At 66.4% G+C, this 18,146-nt stretch carries 9 protein-coding genes; 1 reads left to right on the forward strand and 8 read right to left on the reverse strand.

Features of this window, described 5'->3' with window-relative positions:
• Positions 1-14: 14 nt before the first annotated feature.
• From mscK to BLV15_RS06695, 3 genes are all read right to left on the reverse strand, one after another.
• A complete protein-coding gene (gene mscK, locus BLV15_RS06685; RefSeq protein WP_090225735.1) occupies positions 15-3,332 on the reverse strand; it encodes a mechanosensitive channel MscK in 3,318 nt (1,105 codons plus the stop codon).
• 95 nt (positions 3,333-3,427) lie between these two features.
• On the reverse strand, positions 3,428-5,173 hold the full coding sequence (locus BLV15_RS06690) for a potassium/proton antiporter (protein WP_090225736.1): 1,746 nt from the start codon (positions 5,171-5,173) through the stop codon (positions 3,428-3,430).
• A 217-nt stretch (positions 5,174-5,390) separates the two neighbouring features.
• Entirely contained in the window at positions 5,391-7,193 is a 1,803-nt protein-coding gene (locus BLV15_RS06695; RefSeq protein ID WP_090225738.1) for an acyl-CoA dehydrogenase, read from the reverse strand.
• A gap of 132 nt (positions 7,194-7,325) precedes the next feature.
• Here BLV15_RS06695 and BLV15_RS06700 point away from each other — a divergent pair, with 132 nt between their 5' ends.
• Positions 7,326-8,159 (forward strand): 23S rRNA (adenine(2030)-N(6))-methyltransferase RlmJ, encoded by an 834-nt coding sequence (locus BLV15_RS06700; protein ID WP_090225740.1) that lies wholly within the window; start codon positions 7,326-7,328, stop codon positions 8,157-8,159.
• A gap of 9 nt (positions 8,160-8,168) precedes the next feature.
• Here BLV15_RS06700 and BLV15_RS06705 read toward each other — a convergent pair whose 3' ends face one another.
• The 5 genes from BLV15_RS06705 to aceE form a co-directional block, all read right to left on the reverse strand.
• The gene (locus BLV15_RS06705; protein ID WP_090225741.1) at positions 8,169-9,416 is read right to left on the reverse strand and encodes an HD-GYP domain-containing protein; all 1,248 of its coding nucleotides are present in this window, start codon (positions 9,414-9,416) and stop codon (positions 8,169-8,171) included.
• 107 nt (positions 9,417-9,523) lie between these two features.
• On the reverse strand, positions 9,524-10,171 hold the full coding sequence (gene msrA, locus BLV15_RS06710; protein WP_090225743.1) for a peptide-methionine (S)-S-oxide reductase MsrA: 648 nt from the start codon (positions 10,169-10,171) through the stop codon (positions 9,524-9,526).
• 132 nt (positions 10,172-10,303) lie between these two features.
• Positions 10,304-12,997, reverse strand: coding sequence for a putative bifunctional diguanylate cyclase/phosphodiesterase (locus BLV15_RS06715; protein WP_090225744.1), 2,694 nt, complete (start codon positions 12,995-12,997; stop codon positions 10,304-10,306).
• Positions 12,998-13,267: 270 nt separating this feature from the next.
• Positions 13,268-15,262, reverse strand: a complete 1,995-nt coding sequence (gene aceF, locus BLV15_RS06720) for a dihydrolipoyllysine-residue acetyltransferase (protein ID WP_090225746.1) — start codon at positions 15,260-15,262, stop codon at positions 13,268-13,270.
• A gap of 27 nt (positions 15,263-15,289) precedes the next feature.
• A complete protein-coding gene (gene aceE, locus BLV15_RS06725) occupies positions 15,290-17,935 on the reverse strand; it encodes a pyruvate dehydrogenase (acetyl-transferring), homodimeric type (RefSeq protein WP_090225748.1) in 2,646 nt (881 codons plus the stop codon).
• Between the last annotated feature and the right edge of the window lie 211 nt (positions 17,936-18,146).

Consider the following 18,146-nt stretch of genomic DNA (forward strand, 5'->3'; position numbering starts at 1 on the left):
CGCCGAGTGCCGGATCAGGGCTTGGCCGGCGGGTCGGCGGGCGTTTCGTCGGCAGCGGGCTGCGCGGCGGCGCTGCAGATTTTCTTCTGCGTGCCGTCGCGGTTGTTGAGGAACACGTCCATCTGCGGCACGCCGGCGACGTTGATGTTGTTCTCGCGGAACAGCTGGTCGATGCGCCGGTTCAGCTCGTCGGTGGCCGGGCCGCGGTCGCCGAGGTCGCGCACGTAGATCTTCAGCTCGTGGTCCAGGGTGGTGGCGCCGTACACCGTCAGTTGCACGGTCGGTGCCGGGTCGCGCAGCACGCGGGTGTTTTCCTGGGTCGCCTGGATCAGCAGCTTGCGCACCAGCGCCAGGTCCGAGCCGCGGTTGACGTTGTAGGTCAGCACGATGCGCGTGATGGTGTCGGTCAGCGTCCAGTTGATCACCTGGCTGGTGAGCAGGATCTGGTTGGGCACGATCACCGCCTTGCGGTCGCCGTCGGTGATGTGGGTGGCGCGGATGCGGATGCGGTTCACCGTGCCGGTGATGCTGCCGATGGTGATCAGGTCGCCGATGCGGATCGGTCGCTCGAAGAGCAGGATCAGCCCGGAGATGAAGTTGGCGAAGATCGCCTGCATGCCGAAGCCGATACCCACCGAGAGTGCCGCGACCAGCCATTGCAAGCGGTCCCAGCTGACCCCGAGGGTCGACAGCGTGATCACGAAGCCGAGCCCGGCGATGGCGTAGGACAGCAGCGTGGTGGTGGCGTAGGCGCTGCCCTGGGCCAGGCTCAGGCGCGACAGCACCAGCACTTCGAGCAGGCCCGGCAGGTTGCCGGCGAGAACCACGGTGATGGCGAACAGGATCAACGCGCTGAGCAGGTTGAGCAGGGTGATCGGTGTCTGCACGGCGCTGGCGCCGGTGCCGCTGGCATAGGTATAGAGCGTGATGTTGTCGAGGTAGGCGAACACGCCGAGCAGGTCGGCCCAGACCCAGTAGAGCGCGACGAAGAACACCCCGAGCAGGGCGACGCGGATCAGCCGCAGCGACTGCTGGTTGATCTGCTCGATGTCCAGCGTCGGCTCCTCGAGGATCTCGCCTTCGAGTCCTTCCTTGGCCTGGCTCTGGCGCTTGGCCAGGGCGCGCTGGTAGGCCAGGCGCCGCGCCGCCACCGACAGCCAGCGCACCGACATGGCTTCCAGCAGGATCCAGATCATCACCAGGTAAAGCGTGTCGATCAGGCGATCGGACAGGCGCAGCGCGGTGTAGTAGTAGCCGAAGCCGACCGCGAGGATCAGCGCGATCGGCAGGGCGATGATGGCCACGCCGATGATCAGGTTGACCGCCTTCTTGCGCGGCCCGCTGAGCAGCGTCTTGCCCAGCAGCCAGGCCATCAGCGCGTAGCAGACCAGCACCACGACGATCCCGATGACGTCCTCGGCGAGGGTCTCGGGCTGCACCTCGGCGATGCTCACCACCGCCAGCAACGCCATCACCACGACGCCGAGCTTGCGCATCTGCGCCCGCAGGAACGACACCTGCCGGCGCGCCCAGCGGAAGTGCAGCTCGGCCAGGCCACCGCTGTCGAGCACCCGGTAGGCGGTGTAGAACACCAGCCAGGCCTCGGCCATCTGGATCAGCGCTGAGCCCAGGGCGGCGTTCTGGCCGCGCGCGTCATAGCGCAGCGCCAGCCCGCAGAGCATCAGGAACAGGCTGCCGGGCAGCGCCAGGAGGATGTACAGGAACACCGCCAGCGGCGTGTGCAACTGACTGTCGTCCTTGTAGTGGCCGATGTCGGCGTGCAGCTTCTGCAACTTCTGGTGGATGAAACGGCGCCGCCAGAGCAGCACGCCGATCCCCAGCAGCAGCGGAATGAACACCCACGGGCGGCTGCCGAGGCCGGCCAGCAGCTCCTGGGTCAGCGAACTCCACGGCACCCGCGCCACCTGGCTCTGCAGGTAGGACGGCGCCAGGCGCAGCCAGTCCAGCCCCAGCGGCTGATTGCTGGGAATCCAGAACATCTGCTCTTCGAGCGTGGCGCGCAGGCTCTTGGCGGTGTCCTGCAGCTGTTTCTGGTTGAGCTGCAGGTTGATCGCTTCGTTGAGCAGCGAGTTGAGTTCGGTATTGAGCTGGGCGAGCAGCTCGGCGCGGGTGTCGGCGATGCCCTGCAACGACTGGCGCAGCTCGGGGGTGACTTGCTCCGGCGGCTGCGCGGCGAGCAGCCGGTTGACGTATTCAGTAGGGCGGCCGAGCTTTTCGCGGCGCTGGTTGAGCTCGAACTGGTAGAGGCGCAGGTCGGCGATCTCGTCGGCGAGGTTGCTGTCGGTCTTCACCTTCGGCAGCGCCTGTTGCTGCTGGTAGAGAATCTTCGACAGCAGCAGGCTGCCCTTGAGCACGTTGATCTGCTCTTCCAGCGCCTGGTCGGCCTGGGTCAGGTTGTCCAGCTTCTGCCGGGCCTCGAGGTTCAGGCGATTCAGCTCGCTGAGACGGTCGGTGGCCTTGAGCAGGTAATCGGAAAGCTGCAGGTTCTCGCTGCTTTCCTGGGCCAGCAGGCTGTCCGGGCTGAGCTTCTGCGCTTCCGCCGACTGGGCCGCGACGGTCTGCTCGGACTGTTCGCGGCGCTTGTCGCTGATCAGTTGCTGGAGGTCGAGGATTTCCTTTTCCAGCCGTGCGATGCGCTCCTGCAGGAGGTCGCGCTGGGCGTTGCCGAGGTCCTGCAACAGGCTGTTGCCGGCCATCTCCTGGCGGCGCAGCTGGGTCTGCACGTCGAGTTGCGCCAGTTCCGCTTCGAGCATGCCGCGGCTTTCGGGGATCAGCGGCTTGCCGTCCAGCTTGCCGGTTTTCAGCGCGCTGCTGATTTCCTGACTGCGCGTCTGGTTGCTGCTGATCTCCGTCTGCGCGCGCTCGGGGCGGGTCTGCGAGGTGATGATCAGGCTGTTGGCGGCGGTGCTCGCCTTCTGCCACTCGTTCAGCTGGTTGCTGCGCTCGGCGATCAGTTGCTCGATCTCCGGCACCTTGCTCGCGGCGTAGCGCCTGGCGATGTCCACCGGTGTGCTGGCCTTGAGCTGCGCCAACTGATGCTGCGATGTGGCGATCAGGCGTGGCGCTTCGGCGAGCTGCTGCTTGAGGCTGGCCAGGGCCTGCTGGGTCGTGGCGCGCTGGTCGAGCAGGCTCAGGGTGCGTTCGAGGGCCTGCTGTACCGCGGCCTGGTCGGCCTCGGCGAGCTTGCGCTGGGCCAGGCCGTCGAGGTTCTGCTGCACGGCATCGCGCGACGGTGGTTCGGCATAGGAGGGGGAAACGCTCAGGCAGAAACCGAGCAGGAGGGCGAAAGGCAGGCAACGCAGAAAGGACATGGCGGCGTTCGTGCGGCTGGAAAGACGGCGAGTTTAACAGGCCGTCGCGACCAATAGCCTCAGCCGCTTGCGATGATCCGCCATGCCGCTTCGGGCTAGAGGAACAGCCCCGGCCCCGGGCGGCCGCCTTCGGGAAACCTGACGCCGACCTTGCCGATGCGGTTGCCGTCCATGCTGGCGACGGTCCAGGTCAGGCCCTTCCATTCCACCTGGTCGCCGACGATCGGTTCGCCGCCGATCTGCCGGGCGATGAAGCGGCCCAGTGGCTGGCTGCCGTCGAGATCGTCCAGTTGCAGGCCGTAGAGCGCGCCGATGGCGCCCAGCTCGGCGTCGGCCTCGAGCACGAAGTCGCCGAAGAAGCGCAGGTCCTGGCCGCGCTTGGGCGCCTGGCTGAACAGCTTGCCGAGCGCCGGCAGGTCGCGGTCATGGCCGATCACGCAGAGGATGTCGCCGGCTTCCAGCGTGGTGCTGCCGGACGGGTGAAGCAGGTCGGTGCCGCGGAACAGGGCGGCGATGCGCGTGTCCTCGGGCATCTTCAGCTCGCGCAGGGCGGCGCCGATGCACCATTTCTCCGCACCGAGGCGATAGACGAACAGCTCCCACTCGCTGGTCGGATGCACTTCCAGCCCGGCGCGGGAGATCGGCGCCGGTGCCGGCGGCACCGTGACGCGCAGCAGCTTGGCGGCCCACGGCAGGCTGGTGCCCTGCACCAGCAGCGACACCAGGACGATGAAGAACGCCAGGTTGAAGTACAGCTGGGCGTGCGGCAGCCCGGCCATCAGCGGGAACACCGCGAGGATGATCGGCACCGCGCCGCGCAGGCCGACCCAGGCGATGAAGGCTTTCTCGCGGTCGTGGAAGGCGCGGAACGGCCACAGCCCGATCAGCACCGACAGCGGCCGCGCGATCAGGATCATCCACAGCGCCAGGCCCAGCGCCGGAATCGCGATCGGTAGCAGATCGTGCGGCGTGACCAGCAGGCCGAGGACCAGGAACATGCCGATCTGCGCCAGCCAGGCCATGCCGTCGAGCATGTGCAGGATGCTGTGGCGCGAACGGATCGGCCGGTTGCCGAGCACCAGGCCGCAGAGGTAGACGGCGAGGATGCCGCTGCCGTGCAGGGTGTTGGTCAGGGCGAAGATCATCAGCCCGCCGCTGATGACCAGCAGCGGGTAGAGCCCGTGGGCGAGGTGGATACGGTTGATCATCTGCAGCAGCAGCCAGCCGCCGCCGAGGCCGAGCAGCGCGCCGATGCCGAATTCGCTGAGCAGGTGGCCGAGGAAACCGATATCGACGCCGGTCTGGCCCTTGGCGAGCATGTCGATCAGGGTCACGGTGAGGAACACGGCCATCGGGTCGTTGCTGCCGGATTCGATCTCCAGGGTGGCGTTGACCCGTTCGTTGAGGCCCTTGCCGCCGAGCAGCGAGAACACCGCGGCGGCATCGGTGGAGCCGACGATGGCTCCGATCAGCAGGCCCTGGATCAGGTTCAGGTCGAACAGCCAGGCGGCGGCCATGCCGGTCAGCCCGGTGGTGATCAGCACACCCACCGTAGCCATCGACAACGCGGGCCAGAGCGCCACGCGGAAGCTGGACACGCGGGTGCGCAGGCCGCCGTCGAGGAGGATGATCGCCAGCGCCAGGTTGCCCACCAGGTAGGCCATCGGATAGTTGGAGAAGCCGATCCCGCCGGGGCCGTCGATGCCGGCGACCATGCCGACCGCGAGGATGATCACCAGGATCGGGATGCCCAGGCGCGAGGAGAGCGAGCTGACCAGGATGCTCGCACCCACCAGCAACGCGCCGATCAGGAACAGGCTGTTGATGGTGATGGCATCCACGTACGGCACTCCTCGGGCGGCGAAAACGACCGCCTCGAACGAGTACGGTCCGACCTATCTATGCAGGTCGCATGCCAGGGATTCTAACCTGAGGTTTTGCGCCGCTGTCAAAAAATGTCCGGCGTTTTCCAGGCGGGCGGCGGAGAGGGGCGAGGTGCATCGCCGAAGGGGGAAAACGTCCCGCCGGGCGGGACGTTTGGGTGCGGGCGCGGGCTGGCTAGAACCAGGCCTCCTGCATGCCCAGGCAGGTGTCGTCGCGGGCTTCGAGGAGCGTCAGCGCCTGGTTGCAGCCCGGCACTTCCCAGGTCAGGAAGTAACGCGCGGCCTGCAGTTTGCCCCGGTAGAAGTCCACATCCGCCGGGTTGCCGCGGGCCAGGCCCTGCTCGGCGCGGATCGCCTGTTCCAGCCAGCGCCAGCCGATCACCGCATGGCCGAACACGTTGAGGTACAGCGCCGAGTTGGCCAGCGCCTGGTTGACCTTGCCCTGCATCAGGTCGCCGAGCAGCGCCAGGGTGACCGTCGACAGGCGCTGCAGCAGGTGCTCCAGCGGCTGACGCAGCGCGTTGAGCGACTCGTACTCGGCGGCGCGATGGCAGCAGTCGCCGATCAGCCGGGTCAGTTGCTTGAGGCCGGCGCCGTTGTTCTGCGCCACCTTGCGTCCGAGCAGGTCGAGCGACTGGATGCCGTGGGTGCCCTCGTGGATCGGGTTGAGGCGGTTGTCGCGGTAGTACTGCTCCACCGGGTAGTCGCGGGTGTAGCCGTGGCCGCCGAGGATCTGCACCGCCAGCTCGTTGGCCTTCAGGCAGAACTCGGAAGGCCAGGACTTGACGATAGGAGTGAGCAGGTCGAGCAGCTCGTGGGCCTGCTTGCGCTCTTCCTCGGTGGCGAGGGTCTGGGTGTCGTCGAACAGGCGCGCGGCATACAGGCCGAGGTCGAAGGCGCCCTCGACGTAGGCCTTCTGGGTCAGCAGCATGCGCCGCACGTCGGCGTGCTGGATGATCGAGACCTGCCCGGAGGTCGGGTCCTTGCCGTCCGGCAGGCGGCCCTGCGGACGCTCGCGGGCGTAGTCCAGCGAATACAGGTAGCCGGCGTAGCCGAGCATCACCGCGCCCATGCCGACGCCGATGCGCGCCTCGTTCATCATCTGGAACATGTAGGACAGTCCGGCGTGCGGCTTGCCGACCAGGTAGCCGACGCAGGCGCCGTTGTCGCCGAAGTTCAGCGCCGTCGAGGTGGTGCCGCGCCAGCCCATCTTGTGAAACAGCCCGGCCAGCGCCACGTCGTTGCGCGCGCCCAGCGAGCCGTCGTCCTCGACGAGGAACTTCGGCACGATGAACAGCGAGATGCCCTTCACCCCGGGCGGTGCGTCCGGCAGCTTGGCCAGCACCATGTGCACGATGTTCTCCGACAGCGGATGGTCGCCCCCGGAGATGAAGATCTTGTTGCCCTTGATCCGGTAGCTGCCGTCGCCGGCCGGCTCCGCACGGGTGCGGATGTCCGACAGCGACGAGCCGGCATGCGGCTCGGTCAGCGCCATGGTGCCGAAGAAGCGCCCCTCGATCATCGGCTCCAGGAAGCGCCGCTTCTGCTCCTCGCTGCCGAAGCTCTCGATCAGGTTGGCCGCGCCCATGGTCAGGAACGGATAGGACGTGGTCGCCGCGTTGGCGGCCTGGAAATGCGCGAAGCAGGCCTGGGACAGCAGCGTCGGCAACTGCATGCCGCCCTGCTCGAAGCTGCGCGCGGCGTTCAGGAAGCCGGCCTCGAGGAAGGCATCGACCGCCGGCTTGACTTCGGGAATCAGCTTCGCCGCGCCGTCGATGTATTCCGGCTCGTTCTCGTCGCCCTTGCGGTTGTGCGGGGCGAAGAACTTCTCGGCGATGTTGCGCGCGGTGCCGATAGCGGCGTCGAAGGTCTCGCGGCTGTGCTCGGCGAAGCGCTCGCGCTGGGTAAGGGCTTCGGCATCGAGCACTTCGTAGAGCTCGAAAGCCAGGTTGCGGGAACTGAGCAGGGTCTCGGACATGGGTACCTCCGGTTGGATCGGGCCAGTCTGGGCCCGCGAAGGCGCTCCGACCAGCACCATGCACGAGCGTGATGGAGGCGCAAAAGCCGCTGCCGGGGCGGTAGAATTCGCCGCCTGAGCCGAGGACCTTCGATGAACTACCGCCACGCCTTCCATGCCGGCAACCATGCCGACGTGCTCAAGCACCTGATCCTCGCCAGGATCATCGCCGCCCTGTCGCGCAAGGAGGCGCCCTTCGCCTACGTCGACAGCCACGCCGGCATCGGCCTGTACGACCTGCAGGGCGACGCCGCCAGTCGGACCGGCGAGTGGCTGGCCGGCATCGGCCGCCTGTGGGATACGCCGATGCCGGCGGCGATGGCCGACTATCGCGCCACCATCGCCGCCCTGAACCCGGCGGGCACGCTGCGCTACTACCCCGGCTCGCCGGAGCTGGCGCGGCGCCTGAGCCGCCCGCAGGACCACCTGCAACTGAACGAAAAGCACCCGGAAGACGGGCGCCTGCTCAAGGAAAACATGGCCGGCGACCGCCGCGTGGCGGTGCACCTGGGCGAGGGCTGGCACGTGCCGCGGGCGCTGCTGCCGACCCGCGAGAAGCGCGTGCTGATGCTGATCGACCCGCCGTTCGAGAAGGCCGACGAACTGCAGCGCTGCGCCCAGGCGCTGCAGGAAGCCATCGCGCGCATGCGCCAGGCCATCGTCGCGATCTGGTATCCGATCAAGGACGAGCGCCAGCTCAAGCGTTTCTACCGCGACCTGCAGCAGAGTGGTGCGCCCAAGCTACTGCGCGTCGAGCTGCTGGTGCACCCGGCCGACGAGGCGCAACGCCTGAACGGTTCCGGTCTGGCCATCGCCAACCCGCCGTGGGGACTGGAAGAGGAGCTGCGCGAGCTGTTGCCCTGGCTTGCCGAGCACCTGGCGCAGAGCGAGGGCGGCTGGCGGCTGGACTGGCTGATCGAGGAGTGAGGCCGCGGCTCAACCGCGCTGGCGTGCATCCACGTGATAGGACAGCTGCAGGCGCGGGTTAAGGTACTCCAGCACCTCGGCCGGCAACTGCGCCGGTCGCAGCGCGCGGGCGATCGCCAGCTGCGGCTCCTGCTCCAGGTCGACGATCAGCGCTTCGTTCTTCGGCACCGTGGCGTCGTAGAGAATCAGCGTCGGCTTCAGCGGCAGGCTCGGGTGCATGGCCAGCACCAGGGCGTAGGCATCATTGTCGAGCTGCACCAGGCTGCCCGGCGGATAGACCCCCATGACCCGGATGAACGCCTTCAGCGCGACGTCGTCGAAGCGCGCGCGCACGGTGAACATCTTCGCCAGCGCCTCGTGCGGGCTCAGGCCGTCGCGCGGGTTGAGCGGGTTGCACAGGTTGTCGAAGTAGTTGGTGATGCAGACCACCCGGCTCAGCCGGCTGATCGACGCCTCGCTCAGTTGGCGCGGATAGCCGCTGCCGTCGCAGTACTCGTGGTGCTCGTGGATGATCCGCAGGATGTCGTCGTCGAACATCAGCCCCTGACCGACGCGCAGGCCGTAGTCGGTGTGCATCTGCAGCAACTGCTGCTCGGAGCGCGTCAGCGGCGGCGGCTTGAGCAGCACCTTGCTGGGGATGTCCAGCTTGCCGATGTCGTGCAGTACCGCGCCCATGCCCAGGCTGTGGCAAACCTCTGAGTCGAAGCCGAGCTGCCGGCCCAGCAGCAGCGACAGCACGGTCACGTTCAGCGGATGGTAATAGGCGTCGTCGGAGGCCTTGCCGTTGATGCTGTGCAGCACCACGCCGTCCTCGCCGAGCAGCACCTCGACCATGTCGGCCACCAGCGCGCCGGCCTCCTTGGTCAGGTCTTCCGGCTGCCGGCGCAGGGTCTGGATCAGGCCCTTGGCGCGCTGGCTGGTCTGCACGAACTTGCGATCCACCTCCGCCAGGCGCTTGCGCAGGACGCTGAGCTTGCGCACGCGCTTCTCGCGGGCGATCTCCTCGGCGCTGGGCGGCGGCGCTTCCACAGCCGGCGGGGCTTCGGGCTCGGGCAGTTCCAGCGGGGCGCAATCGCTGCGCGCGGGGTCGTAACGCAGCCGTTTCAGGCCCAGGTCGCGGAGCGCCTTGATCTGCCCCTCGTCCTTGATCTTGAACTTGCTGAACGCGAAGGAATGCTCCCACCAGCCCAGTTCGAGCTGGACATAGAGACCGACGCAGAGCTGGTCGGGAGTGATGTAGACGGGTGTTTCGGGCATGCCTGGCTCGCAAGGCTGATCGGCTGCTGGCTATTTACTGGCATTTTGCAGCGTAGTCTAGACCTCGGCGGGCACCGCGCTCACGCCGGCGAGCCAGGCGGCGCGCTTCACGCCGGCAGGCAGACGCCCGTGCCGCCCAGGCCGCAGTAGCCGTTGGGGTTCTTCGCCAGGTATTGCTGGTGATAGGCCTCGGCGTAGTAGAACGTCGGCGCCTGGATGATCTCGGTGGTGATGCCGGCGAATCCAGCCTTCTCCAGTTCGGCCTCGAACGCCGCGCGACTGGCTTCGGCGGCCGCGGCCTGCTCGTCGTTCAGCACATGGATCGCCGAGCGGTACTGGGTGCCGACGTCGTTGCCCTGGCGCATGCCCTGGGTCGGGTTGTGCGCTTCCCAGAACACCTTGAGCAGCGTCTCGTAGGAGGTCAGCCGCGGATCGAACACCACCAGCACCATTTCGGTGTGGCCGGTCAGCCCGGAGCAGACCTCGTCGTAGGTGGGGTTTGGCGTGTAGCCGCCGGCATAGCCGACCGCGGTGCTCCACACGCCCGGCTGCTGCCAGAAGCGCCGCTCGGCACCCCAGAAGCAACCCAGCCCGAACAGGGCCTGCTGCATGCCGGCGGGGAAGGGCGGCTGCAGCCGGTTGCCGTTGACGTAGTGCGCTTCGGGCACCGGCAGCGGCGTTTCACGGCCGGGCAGCGCCTGTTCGGGCTGCGGCAGTTCGAGTTTGTGGGCGAGGATTTGCGAGCGCAGAGCCATGGTTGCCTCCGGGACTGAAAAGGGCGCGGTTGCCGTTGGATGTCGGCGCCTGGACGGACAAGCATGCCGGCAAAACCGTGGAAAAGTCACCTGCAGGGTTGGACCGGGCGGCGCGACGAAGGTGCGTGCAGGTCAGTTCTGCTGGCGATAGCGGCGCAGCCGTTCGACCAGTTCGGGGCCGGGGATCGGTCGGTCGAACAGGTAGCCCTGGCCGATATCGCAACGCTGCTTGCGCAGGAAGGCGAGCTGCTCGACGGTCTCGATACCTTCGGCGACGACGGTCAGCTTGAGGTTGTGCGCCATGGCGATCACCGCCGAGGTGATTTCCATGTCGTCCTGGCTGGTGGGGATGTCGTTGATGAAGCTGCGGTCGATCTTCAGCACGTCGATGGGGAATTTCTTCAGGTAGCTCAGCGACGAGTAGCCGGTGCCGAAGTCGTCCATCGCCAGGGTCAGGCCGAGGTCCTTGAGGCGGTTGAGCTGGTCGCGGGTGTCCTCGGTGGCTTCCAGCAGCAGGCCTTCGGTGAGTTCCAGCTCGAGCAGCGAGGCGGGCAGGCGCTCTTCCTCGAGGATACTGGTGATGGAACCGACCAGGTCGGGATCGGAGAACTGCTTGGGCGACAGGTTGATGGCGATCTTCAGGTTGCCGAAGCCCTGCGCGGTGAGTTCCTGGCTGGTGCGGCAGGCCTGGCGAACCAGCCACTTGCCGATCGGGATGATCAGCCCGGTTTCCTCGGCCACGCCGATGAACTGGTCGGGGCGGATCATCCCGCGCTCCGGGTGGTTCCAGCGCAGCAGCGCTTCCATGCCCAGCAGCTTGCCGGTGCGCAGGCAGAGCTTGGGCTGGTAGAAGACTTCCAGCTCGTTCTGGGTCAGCGCGCGACGCAGGTTGTTCTCGACGAACAGCTTGTAGCTGGCCTCGGCATTCATCGCCTCGGTGAACACCTGCAACTGGTGCTTGCCGTTGGCCTTGGCCTTGTGCAGCGCGAGGCCGGCGTGCTTCATCAGCGTCTGCGGGTCGCGTCCGTGGTCGGGCGAGCAGGCCAGGCCGACCGATCCGGTGACGCTGATCAGCTGGTTGTCGACGAACAGCGGCTTGTCCAGCAGGTGCAGCACCTGGTTGGCATGGCGCTGCCCGGCCTCCAGGTCGGTCTTGGTCAGCAGCACGGCGAACTCGTTGCTGGCGAAGCGCGCCAGGGTGCCGTTCGGCGCCAGGCTGTTGCGCAGGCGCCGCGCCAGGTTGACCAGCAGCTTGTCGCCGGTCTGGTGGCCGAGGCTGTCGTTGATCCGCTTGAAGTTGTCGATGTCCACCAGCAGCAGGCTGACCGGCACGTCGGCGTCGCGCTCGAAATGTTCCTCGAGGCTGCGGATGAAGTGCGGGCGATTGCCCAGGCCGGTGAGGTTGTCGGTGTAGGCCAGGCGCTCGATGCGCTGGTGCGCCAGCTTGTTCTCGGTGACGTCTTCGTAGATGCCGATGTAGTGGGTCAGCTCGCCTTCGGTGCCGTAGACCTTGGAGATCGACAGCTGGCCCCAGTAGGGCTCCAGGTTCTTCCGCCGGCTGCGGAATTCGCCTTGCCAGCTGTTGGTGGTGGCCAGGCTGGAGTTGTCGTCGAAGAGCAGTTCGCTGAGGTTTTCCAGCGCTGGCAGCTCCGACAGGCGGCGGTTCTGCACTTCCTCGACGCTGTACTGGGTGATTGAGGTGAAGCTCGGGTTGACGTATTCCACCAGGCCGTCGCAGTCGACCAGCAGGAAGGCGCTGGCACTCTGTTCGACGGCGCGCTGGAACAGGTGCAGTGCGCTGGCGGCGTTGCGTCTCTGGTGGTTGGCCAGGACCTGCGCGTACTGGTCGGCCAGTTCGCCAGCGAAGGCCACCTCGTCGGTCTGCCATTCGCGCTGGCCGCCGGTGTGCTCCAGGCACAGCACGCCGACCAGCTCGCCGCCGACACGGATGCCGGCGGCGAGCAGCGCGGCGATCCCCACGGGCTGCAGGTAGGTTTCGCCCAGCTCGCGGGTGCGCGGGTCCTGCTGGGCATTGCTGGCTTCGATCGCGCGGCCGCCGTTGAGCGCTTCCAGGTAGCGCTTGAAGGGCCGCGCATCCAGGGCGAGCGGCTGCTCGTGCCGGTCGATGTCGCGGCGATACAGCGCCACCGGCTCGAGCCGCTCGTTGGCCAGGTTCCAGATGCTGGCGCGGGCCACGGCGTAGGTCTCGCAAGCGGCCTGGGTGATCAGCTCGGCGGCTTCGCGCAGGGGATCGCTGGAGTTGTAGCGGTGCCGCGCCAGACGCAGGATCAGGCTCTGCTGCGCGCGCGAGCGGACCAGGTGCTGCAGGTGGTCGTCCTGGGTCTGCTGGTACAGCTGCAGCGACGCGCGCAGGCGCGCGTTCTGCGCCTCCAGTTCGCTCTCCAGCTCACTCTCGCCGGCCACCGCGGCGGCGTCGTCGACGATCATCAGGTAGCCGCGCAGCAGTTGGCGCTTGTGCTGCTGGAAGCCTTCGCCGATCTCGATCACCTGCAGCGGTCGCTCCGGTGTGTGCAGGGTGTAGCGCACCGTGTAGTGCGGCGCCTGCTGGAGTTGCTGCTGGATGACATCGTGCAGCCGGTAGCGGGCTTCGGGCTCCATCAGGCTGGCGAAGGGGCTGCCGATCAGGGCGCAGAGCTCGCTCGCAGGGAGTCCCAGGCGTTGCTCGCAGGCCGGATCGAGGAACAGCAAAGCCCAGCTGGCCTCGTTCAGCCGCTCGAAACGCAGCATTCCCAACCGAGAGGGCACGGGGAGTTGCGTAACTACCTCGACCGCCGGACGGCTGGCGGGATCGGGATGGTTCTTCATTCGGGCGGCTGCTTCCGGTTTTAGGACCTGGGTAGGGGCGTCGGCCCGTCAATGTGTCGGGCAAGGGTGCATCAAAGTCTCTGCCGCTGACAAGCGTAGAGGCACTTTGGCAGCACTCTGCGGGAAGTGCCTGTTTTAACAGACATTCGGTAGGGTTTTTTTGCGGACTGCACAGTCAAAAAAAAGCCCCGCTGGGAGGCGGGGCCGAGGAACGAGCGTGGCGTGCTCGAGCAAGGGGGCCGGCGGGCCGTGTGGCTCGCCGGAAAACCGTTACAGCAACAGCGTGCGGATATCGCCGAGCAGCTCGCCGAGACGCTTGGTATAGCGCGCGGCGGCGGCACCGTTGATCACCCGGTGGTCGTAGGAAAGCGACAGCGGCAGCATCAGGCGCGGCTGGAAGGCCTTGCCATCCCAGACCGGCTGGATGGTCGCCTTGGAGACGCCCAGGATCGCGACTTCCGGCGCGTTGACGATCGGCGTGAAGCCGGTGCCGCCAATGTGGCCGAGGCTGGAGATGGTGAAGCAGGCGCCCTGCATGTCGTCGGCGGCGAGTTTCTTGGTGCGTGCCTTTTCCGCCAGCGCGGCGGCCTCGGCGGCCAGTTGCAGCAGGCTCTTCTGGTCGACGTTCTTGATCACGGGGACCAGCAGGCCGTCCGGCGTGTCCACGGCGAAGCCGATGTTCACGTACTTCTTGCGGATCAGCGCCTTGCCGCTGGGAGCCAGTGCACTGTTGAAGTCCGGCAGTTCCTTCTGCAGGTGCGCGCAGGCCTTGAGCAGCAGCGGCAGCACGGTCAGCTTGACGCCGGCTTTTTCGGCGACGGCTTTCTGCGCGACGCGGAAGGCTTCCAGCTCGGTGATGTCGGCCGAGTCGAACTGGGTCACGTGCGGCACGTTCAGCCAGCTGCGGTGCAGGTTGGCGGCGCCGACCTGCATCAGGCGGGTCATCGGCACTTCTTCGACTTCGCCGAACTTGCTGAAGTCGATTTCCGGCACCGGCGGAATACCCGCGCCGCCGGTTGCGCCCGCGGCGGCGGCTGGCGCGCTCTTGGCTTTCTGCAGCTGCGCCTTGACGAAGGCCTGCACGTCTTCCTTGACGATCCGGTCGCGCGGACCGCTGGCGGTGACGTCGGCGAGATCGACGCCGAATTCGCGCGCCAGCATGCGGACCGCCGGGCCGGCGTGGACTTTCTTGCCGGCCTTGCTCGGTGCAGCCGCGGCCGGCGCAGGCGCTGCCGATGCCTGGGGCTCGGTGACGCCCTGCTTGTTCGGTGCGACGGCCTGTTGCGGCGTGGCCGCTTCGGTCTTCGCCGCGGCCTTGGCCGGAGCGGCGCCCGCGACCTTGAGCACGAGGATCAGATCGCCGGTCTTGGCCTGGTCACCGACCTTGACCGCCAGGCTTTCCACCACGCCGGCTTTCGGCGAAGGGATTTCCATGCTGGCCTTGTCGGATTCCAGGGTGATCAGCGACTGGTCGGCTTCGACGGTGTCGCCGACCTTGACCATCACTTCGATGATGTTGGCGTCACCGCTGGAACCGATGTCCGGAACCTTGACCTCTTCACTGCTTTCGCCCGCGGGCTCGGCGGCCGCTTCGGGTTCGGCAGGCTTGGCGTCGCTCTTCGGCGCGGCAGCGGGAGCGCTGGCGGCCTTGGCGGGTTTGGCCTTGGCGGCGCCTTTCAGGACCAGGATCAGGTCGCCGGTGCCGACTTCGTCGCCGACCTTGACCGACAGGCTTTCCACCACGCCGGCGGCCGGCGAGGGGATTTCCATGCTGGCCTTGTCGGATTCCAGGGTGATCAGCGACTGCTCGGCTTCGATGGTGTCGCCCGGCTTGACCGACACTTCGATGACGCTGGCCTTGGCGCTGGAGCCGATATCCGGAACCTTGATCTCCTGCGCTTCGCCTTCGCCGGCGGATGCCGAGGCATCGTCGTCGCCCGGCGGTGTAGGCGCTTCTGACTCTTCCGGAGCCTCCTGGGTCTCGCCCACGGCGGCCTTGGGCTCGGCGGATGCCTGCTCGCTGGCGGCGCCGTCGGCGCTCTCCAGGTCGATCAGCAGGTCACCGGTCTTCAGGTTGTCGCCCATCTTGAAATGCAGCGCGACGACCTTGCCGGCCTTCGGTGCCGGAATTTCCATGCTGGCTTTGTCGGATTCGAGGGTGACCAGGCCCTGTTCGGCTTCGACGACGTCGCCGACCTTGACCAGTACCTCGATGACCTCGCCTTCGCCGCTGCCGATATCGGGTACGCGAATGGTTTCACTCACAATATGTTCTCCTGTTCGCTCGCGTTATCAGCAATCAAGCGGGTTGCGTTTCTCGGGATCGATGCCGAACTTGGCGATGGCTTCGGCCACCACCTTGCGTTCGACCGAACCGCGATCGGCAAGTGCTTGCAGCGCGGCGAGGCTGACCCAGCGGCGGTCGACTTCGAAGAAGTCGCGCAATTTCTTGCGGCTGTCGCTGCGGCCGAAACCGTCGGTGCCCAGGACCTGGTATTCCTTGCTCGGAACCCATTGGCGAATCTGGTCGGCGAACAGCTTCATGTAGTCGGTCGATGCGACGACCGGGCCATGACGTCCTTCCAGGCAGGTTTCGACGTAGGTCTTGCGCGGCTCTTCGGCCGGGTGCAGACGGTTCCAGCGGTCCACCGCCAGGCCGTCGCGACGCAGTTCGTTGAAGCTGGTGACGCTCCAGATGTCGGCGCCGACGCCGAATTCGGCGAGCAGCTCGGCTGCGGCGCGGACTTCGGTGAGGATGGTGCCGCAACCCAGCAACTGGACGCGGTGGGCGAAGTCGCCCTTGGCTTCCTCGAGCAGGTACATGCCGCGGATGATGCCTTCTTCCACGCCTTCCGGCATGGCCGGCTGCTGGTAGTTCTCGTTCATCACGGTGATGTAGTAGTAGACGCTTTCCTGCTTCTCCATCATCTGATAGACGCCGTGGCGCATGATCACGGCCAGCTCGTAGGCGTAGGTCGGATCGTAGCTGCGGCAGTTCGGGATGGTGCTGGCGAGGATGTGGCTGTGGCCATCCTCGTGCTGCAGGCCTTCGCCGTTCAGCGTGGTGCGCCCGGAGGTGCCGCCGAGCAGGAAGCCGCGGGTCTGTGCGTCGCCGGCGGCCCAGGCCAGGTCACCGATACGCTGGAAGCCGAACATCGAATAGAAGATGTAGACCGGCAGCATCGGCGTGTTGTAGTTGCTGTAGGCGGTGCCGGCAGCGACGAAGGAGGAGAAGGCGCCGGCCTCGTTGAGGCCTTCCTGGAGGATCTGGCCGTCCTTCTCTTCGCGGTAGTACATCACCTGATCGCGGTCGACCGGCTCGTACAGCTGACCTACCGGGGAATAAATGCCGAGCTGGCGGAACATCCCTTCCATGCCGAAGGTGCGCGCTTCGTCAGCCAGGATCGGCACGATGCGCTTGCCCAGTTCCTTGTCCTTGACCAGCGACGCGAGGATCCGGCCGAAGGCCATGGTGGTGGAGATTTCGCGATCGCCGGAACCGTCGAGCACGGCTTTCAGGGTTTCCAGCGGCGGGGTCGGGATACTCACGCTGGTGTGGCGGCGCTGCGGCAGGTGGCCGCCGAGCTTCTCGCGGCACTTGCGCAGGTACTTCATCTCCGCGCTGTCTTCTTCCGGACGATAGAAGGGCAGGTCATGGAGCTGCGAGTCATTGAGCGGGATGTCGAAACGGTCGCGGAATTTCTTCAGGCTCTCGATATCGACTTTCTTGGTGTTGTGCGCGGTGTTCTTCGCTTCACCGGCGCCGGTGCCGTAGCCCTTGATGGTCTTGGCCAGGATGACCGTCGGCTGACCCTTGTGGTTGACCGCCTGGTGGTAGGCCGCATAGACCTTGTAGGGGTCGTGGCCGCCGCGGTTGAGCTTCCAGATCTCGTCGTCGGTGAGTTTCTCGACGCGCTTGAGCAGTTCCGGATCGGCACCGAAGAAGTGCTTGCGCACGAAGGCGCCGTCCTTGGCCTTGTAGTTCTGGTAGTCGCCGTCGATCACCTCGTCCATGCGGCGCTGCATGCGGCCGTCTTCGTCCTCGGCGAACAGCGGGTCCCACATGCGGCCCCAGATGACCTTGTTGACGTTCCAGTTGGCGCCGCGGAAGTTGCCTTCCAGTTCCTGGATGATCTTGCCGTTGCCGCGAACTGGGCCGTCGAGGCGCTGCAGGTTGCAGTTGATGACGAAGATCAGGTTGTCCAGGTTCTCGCGACCGGCCAGGGAGATGGCGCCGAGGGTTTCCGGCTCGTCGGTCTCGCCGTCGCCGATGAAGCACCAGACCTTCTGTTTGCCGGCGGGGATGAAGCCGCGGTTTTCCAGGTACTTCATGAAGCGCGCCTGGTAGATCGCCTGGATCGGGCCGAGGCCCATGGAGACGGTCGGGAACTGCCAGAAGTCCGGCATCAGGTGCGGGTGCGGGTAGGACGACAGACCACCGCCATCGACTTCCTGGCGGAAGTTGTTCATCTGGTCTTCGGACAGGCGGCCTTCGAGGAAGGCGCGGGCATAGATGCCGGGCGACGCGTGGCCCTGATAGTAGATCAGGTCGCCGCCGTGTTCCTCGGTCGGGGCCTGGAAGAAGTAGTTGAAGCCGATGTCATACAGCGTCGCGCTGGAGGCGAAGGTGGAAATGTGGCCACCCAGGTCCGGGTCCTTCATGTTCGCGCGCATCACCATCGCCAGGGCGTTCCAGCGAACCAGCGAGCGGATGCGGCGTTCCATGAACAGGTCGCCAGGCATGCGTGCTTCGTGGGTGACGGGGATGGTATTGCGATACGGCGTGGTGATCGCGTAGGGCAGCTGAGTACCGCTGCGAGTAGCGAGTTCACCCATGCGGGTCATCAGGTAGTGGGCGCGGTCTTCGCCTTCGCGGTCCAGGACCGACTCAAGGGCGTCCAGCCATTCCTGGGTTTCGACGGGATCGAGATCTTGCATGGCTTGCTCCAGGGCGGAAAGGCAACCAAAATCGGCCGCCTGTAACACCACCGGCCTTGTGGGCCGGAAGTGGCTAAATTCTTGGATGTGCCGGTCATTCGGCCTTGTAGTTTTACTACATTCCGACGTCGGTTTCATCCATTCGGGCACATTGCCCAGTAGTAAAACTACAATAACAACGGCTTCTTCATTGCCAGCGTGGGCTTTCGGC

Source organism: Pseudomonas kuykendallii, assembly GCF_900106975.1.
Classification (GTDB): Bacteria; Pseudomonadota; Gammaproteobacteria; order Pseudomonadales; family Pseudomonadaceae; genus Pseudomonas_O; species Pseudomonas_O kuykendallii.

Bases quoted from the DNA above. Each gene is read 5' to 3' on its own strand.
- BLV15_RS06715 (WP_090225744.1), bottom strand. From the start codon at position 12,997: ATGAAGAACCATCCCGATCCCGCCAGCCGTCCGGCGGTCGAGGTAGTT.
- BLV15_RS06695 (WP_090225738.1), bottom strand. From the start codon at position 7,193: ATGTCCGAGACCCTGCTCAGTTCCCGCAACCTGGCTTTCGAGCTCTAC.
- BLV15_RS06705 (WP_090225741.1), bottom strand. From the start codon at position 9,416: ATGCCCGAAACACCCGTCTACATCACTCCCGACCAGCTCTGCGTCGGT.
- msrA (WP_090225743.1), bottom strand. From the start codon at position 10,171: ATGGCTCTGCGCTCGCAAATCCTCGCCCACAAACTCGAACTGCCGCAG.
- mscK (WP_090225735.1), bottom strand. From the start codon at position 3,332: ATGTCCTTTCTGCGTTGCCTGCCTTTCGCCCTCCTGCTCGGTTTCTGC.
- aceE (WP_090225748.1), bottom strand. From the start codon at position 17,935: ATGCAAGATCTCGATCCCGTCGAAACCCAGGAATGGCTGGACGCCCTT.
- BLV15_RS06700 (WP_090225740.1), top strand. From the start codon at position 7,326: ATGAACTACCGCCACGCCTTCCATGCCGGCAACCATGCCGACGTGCTC.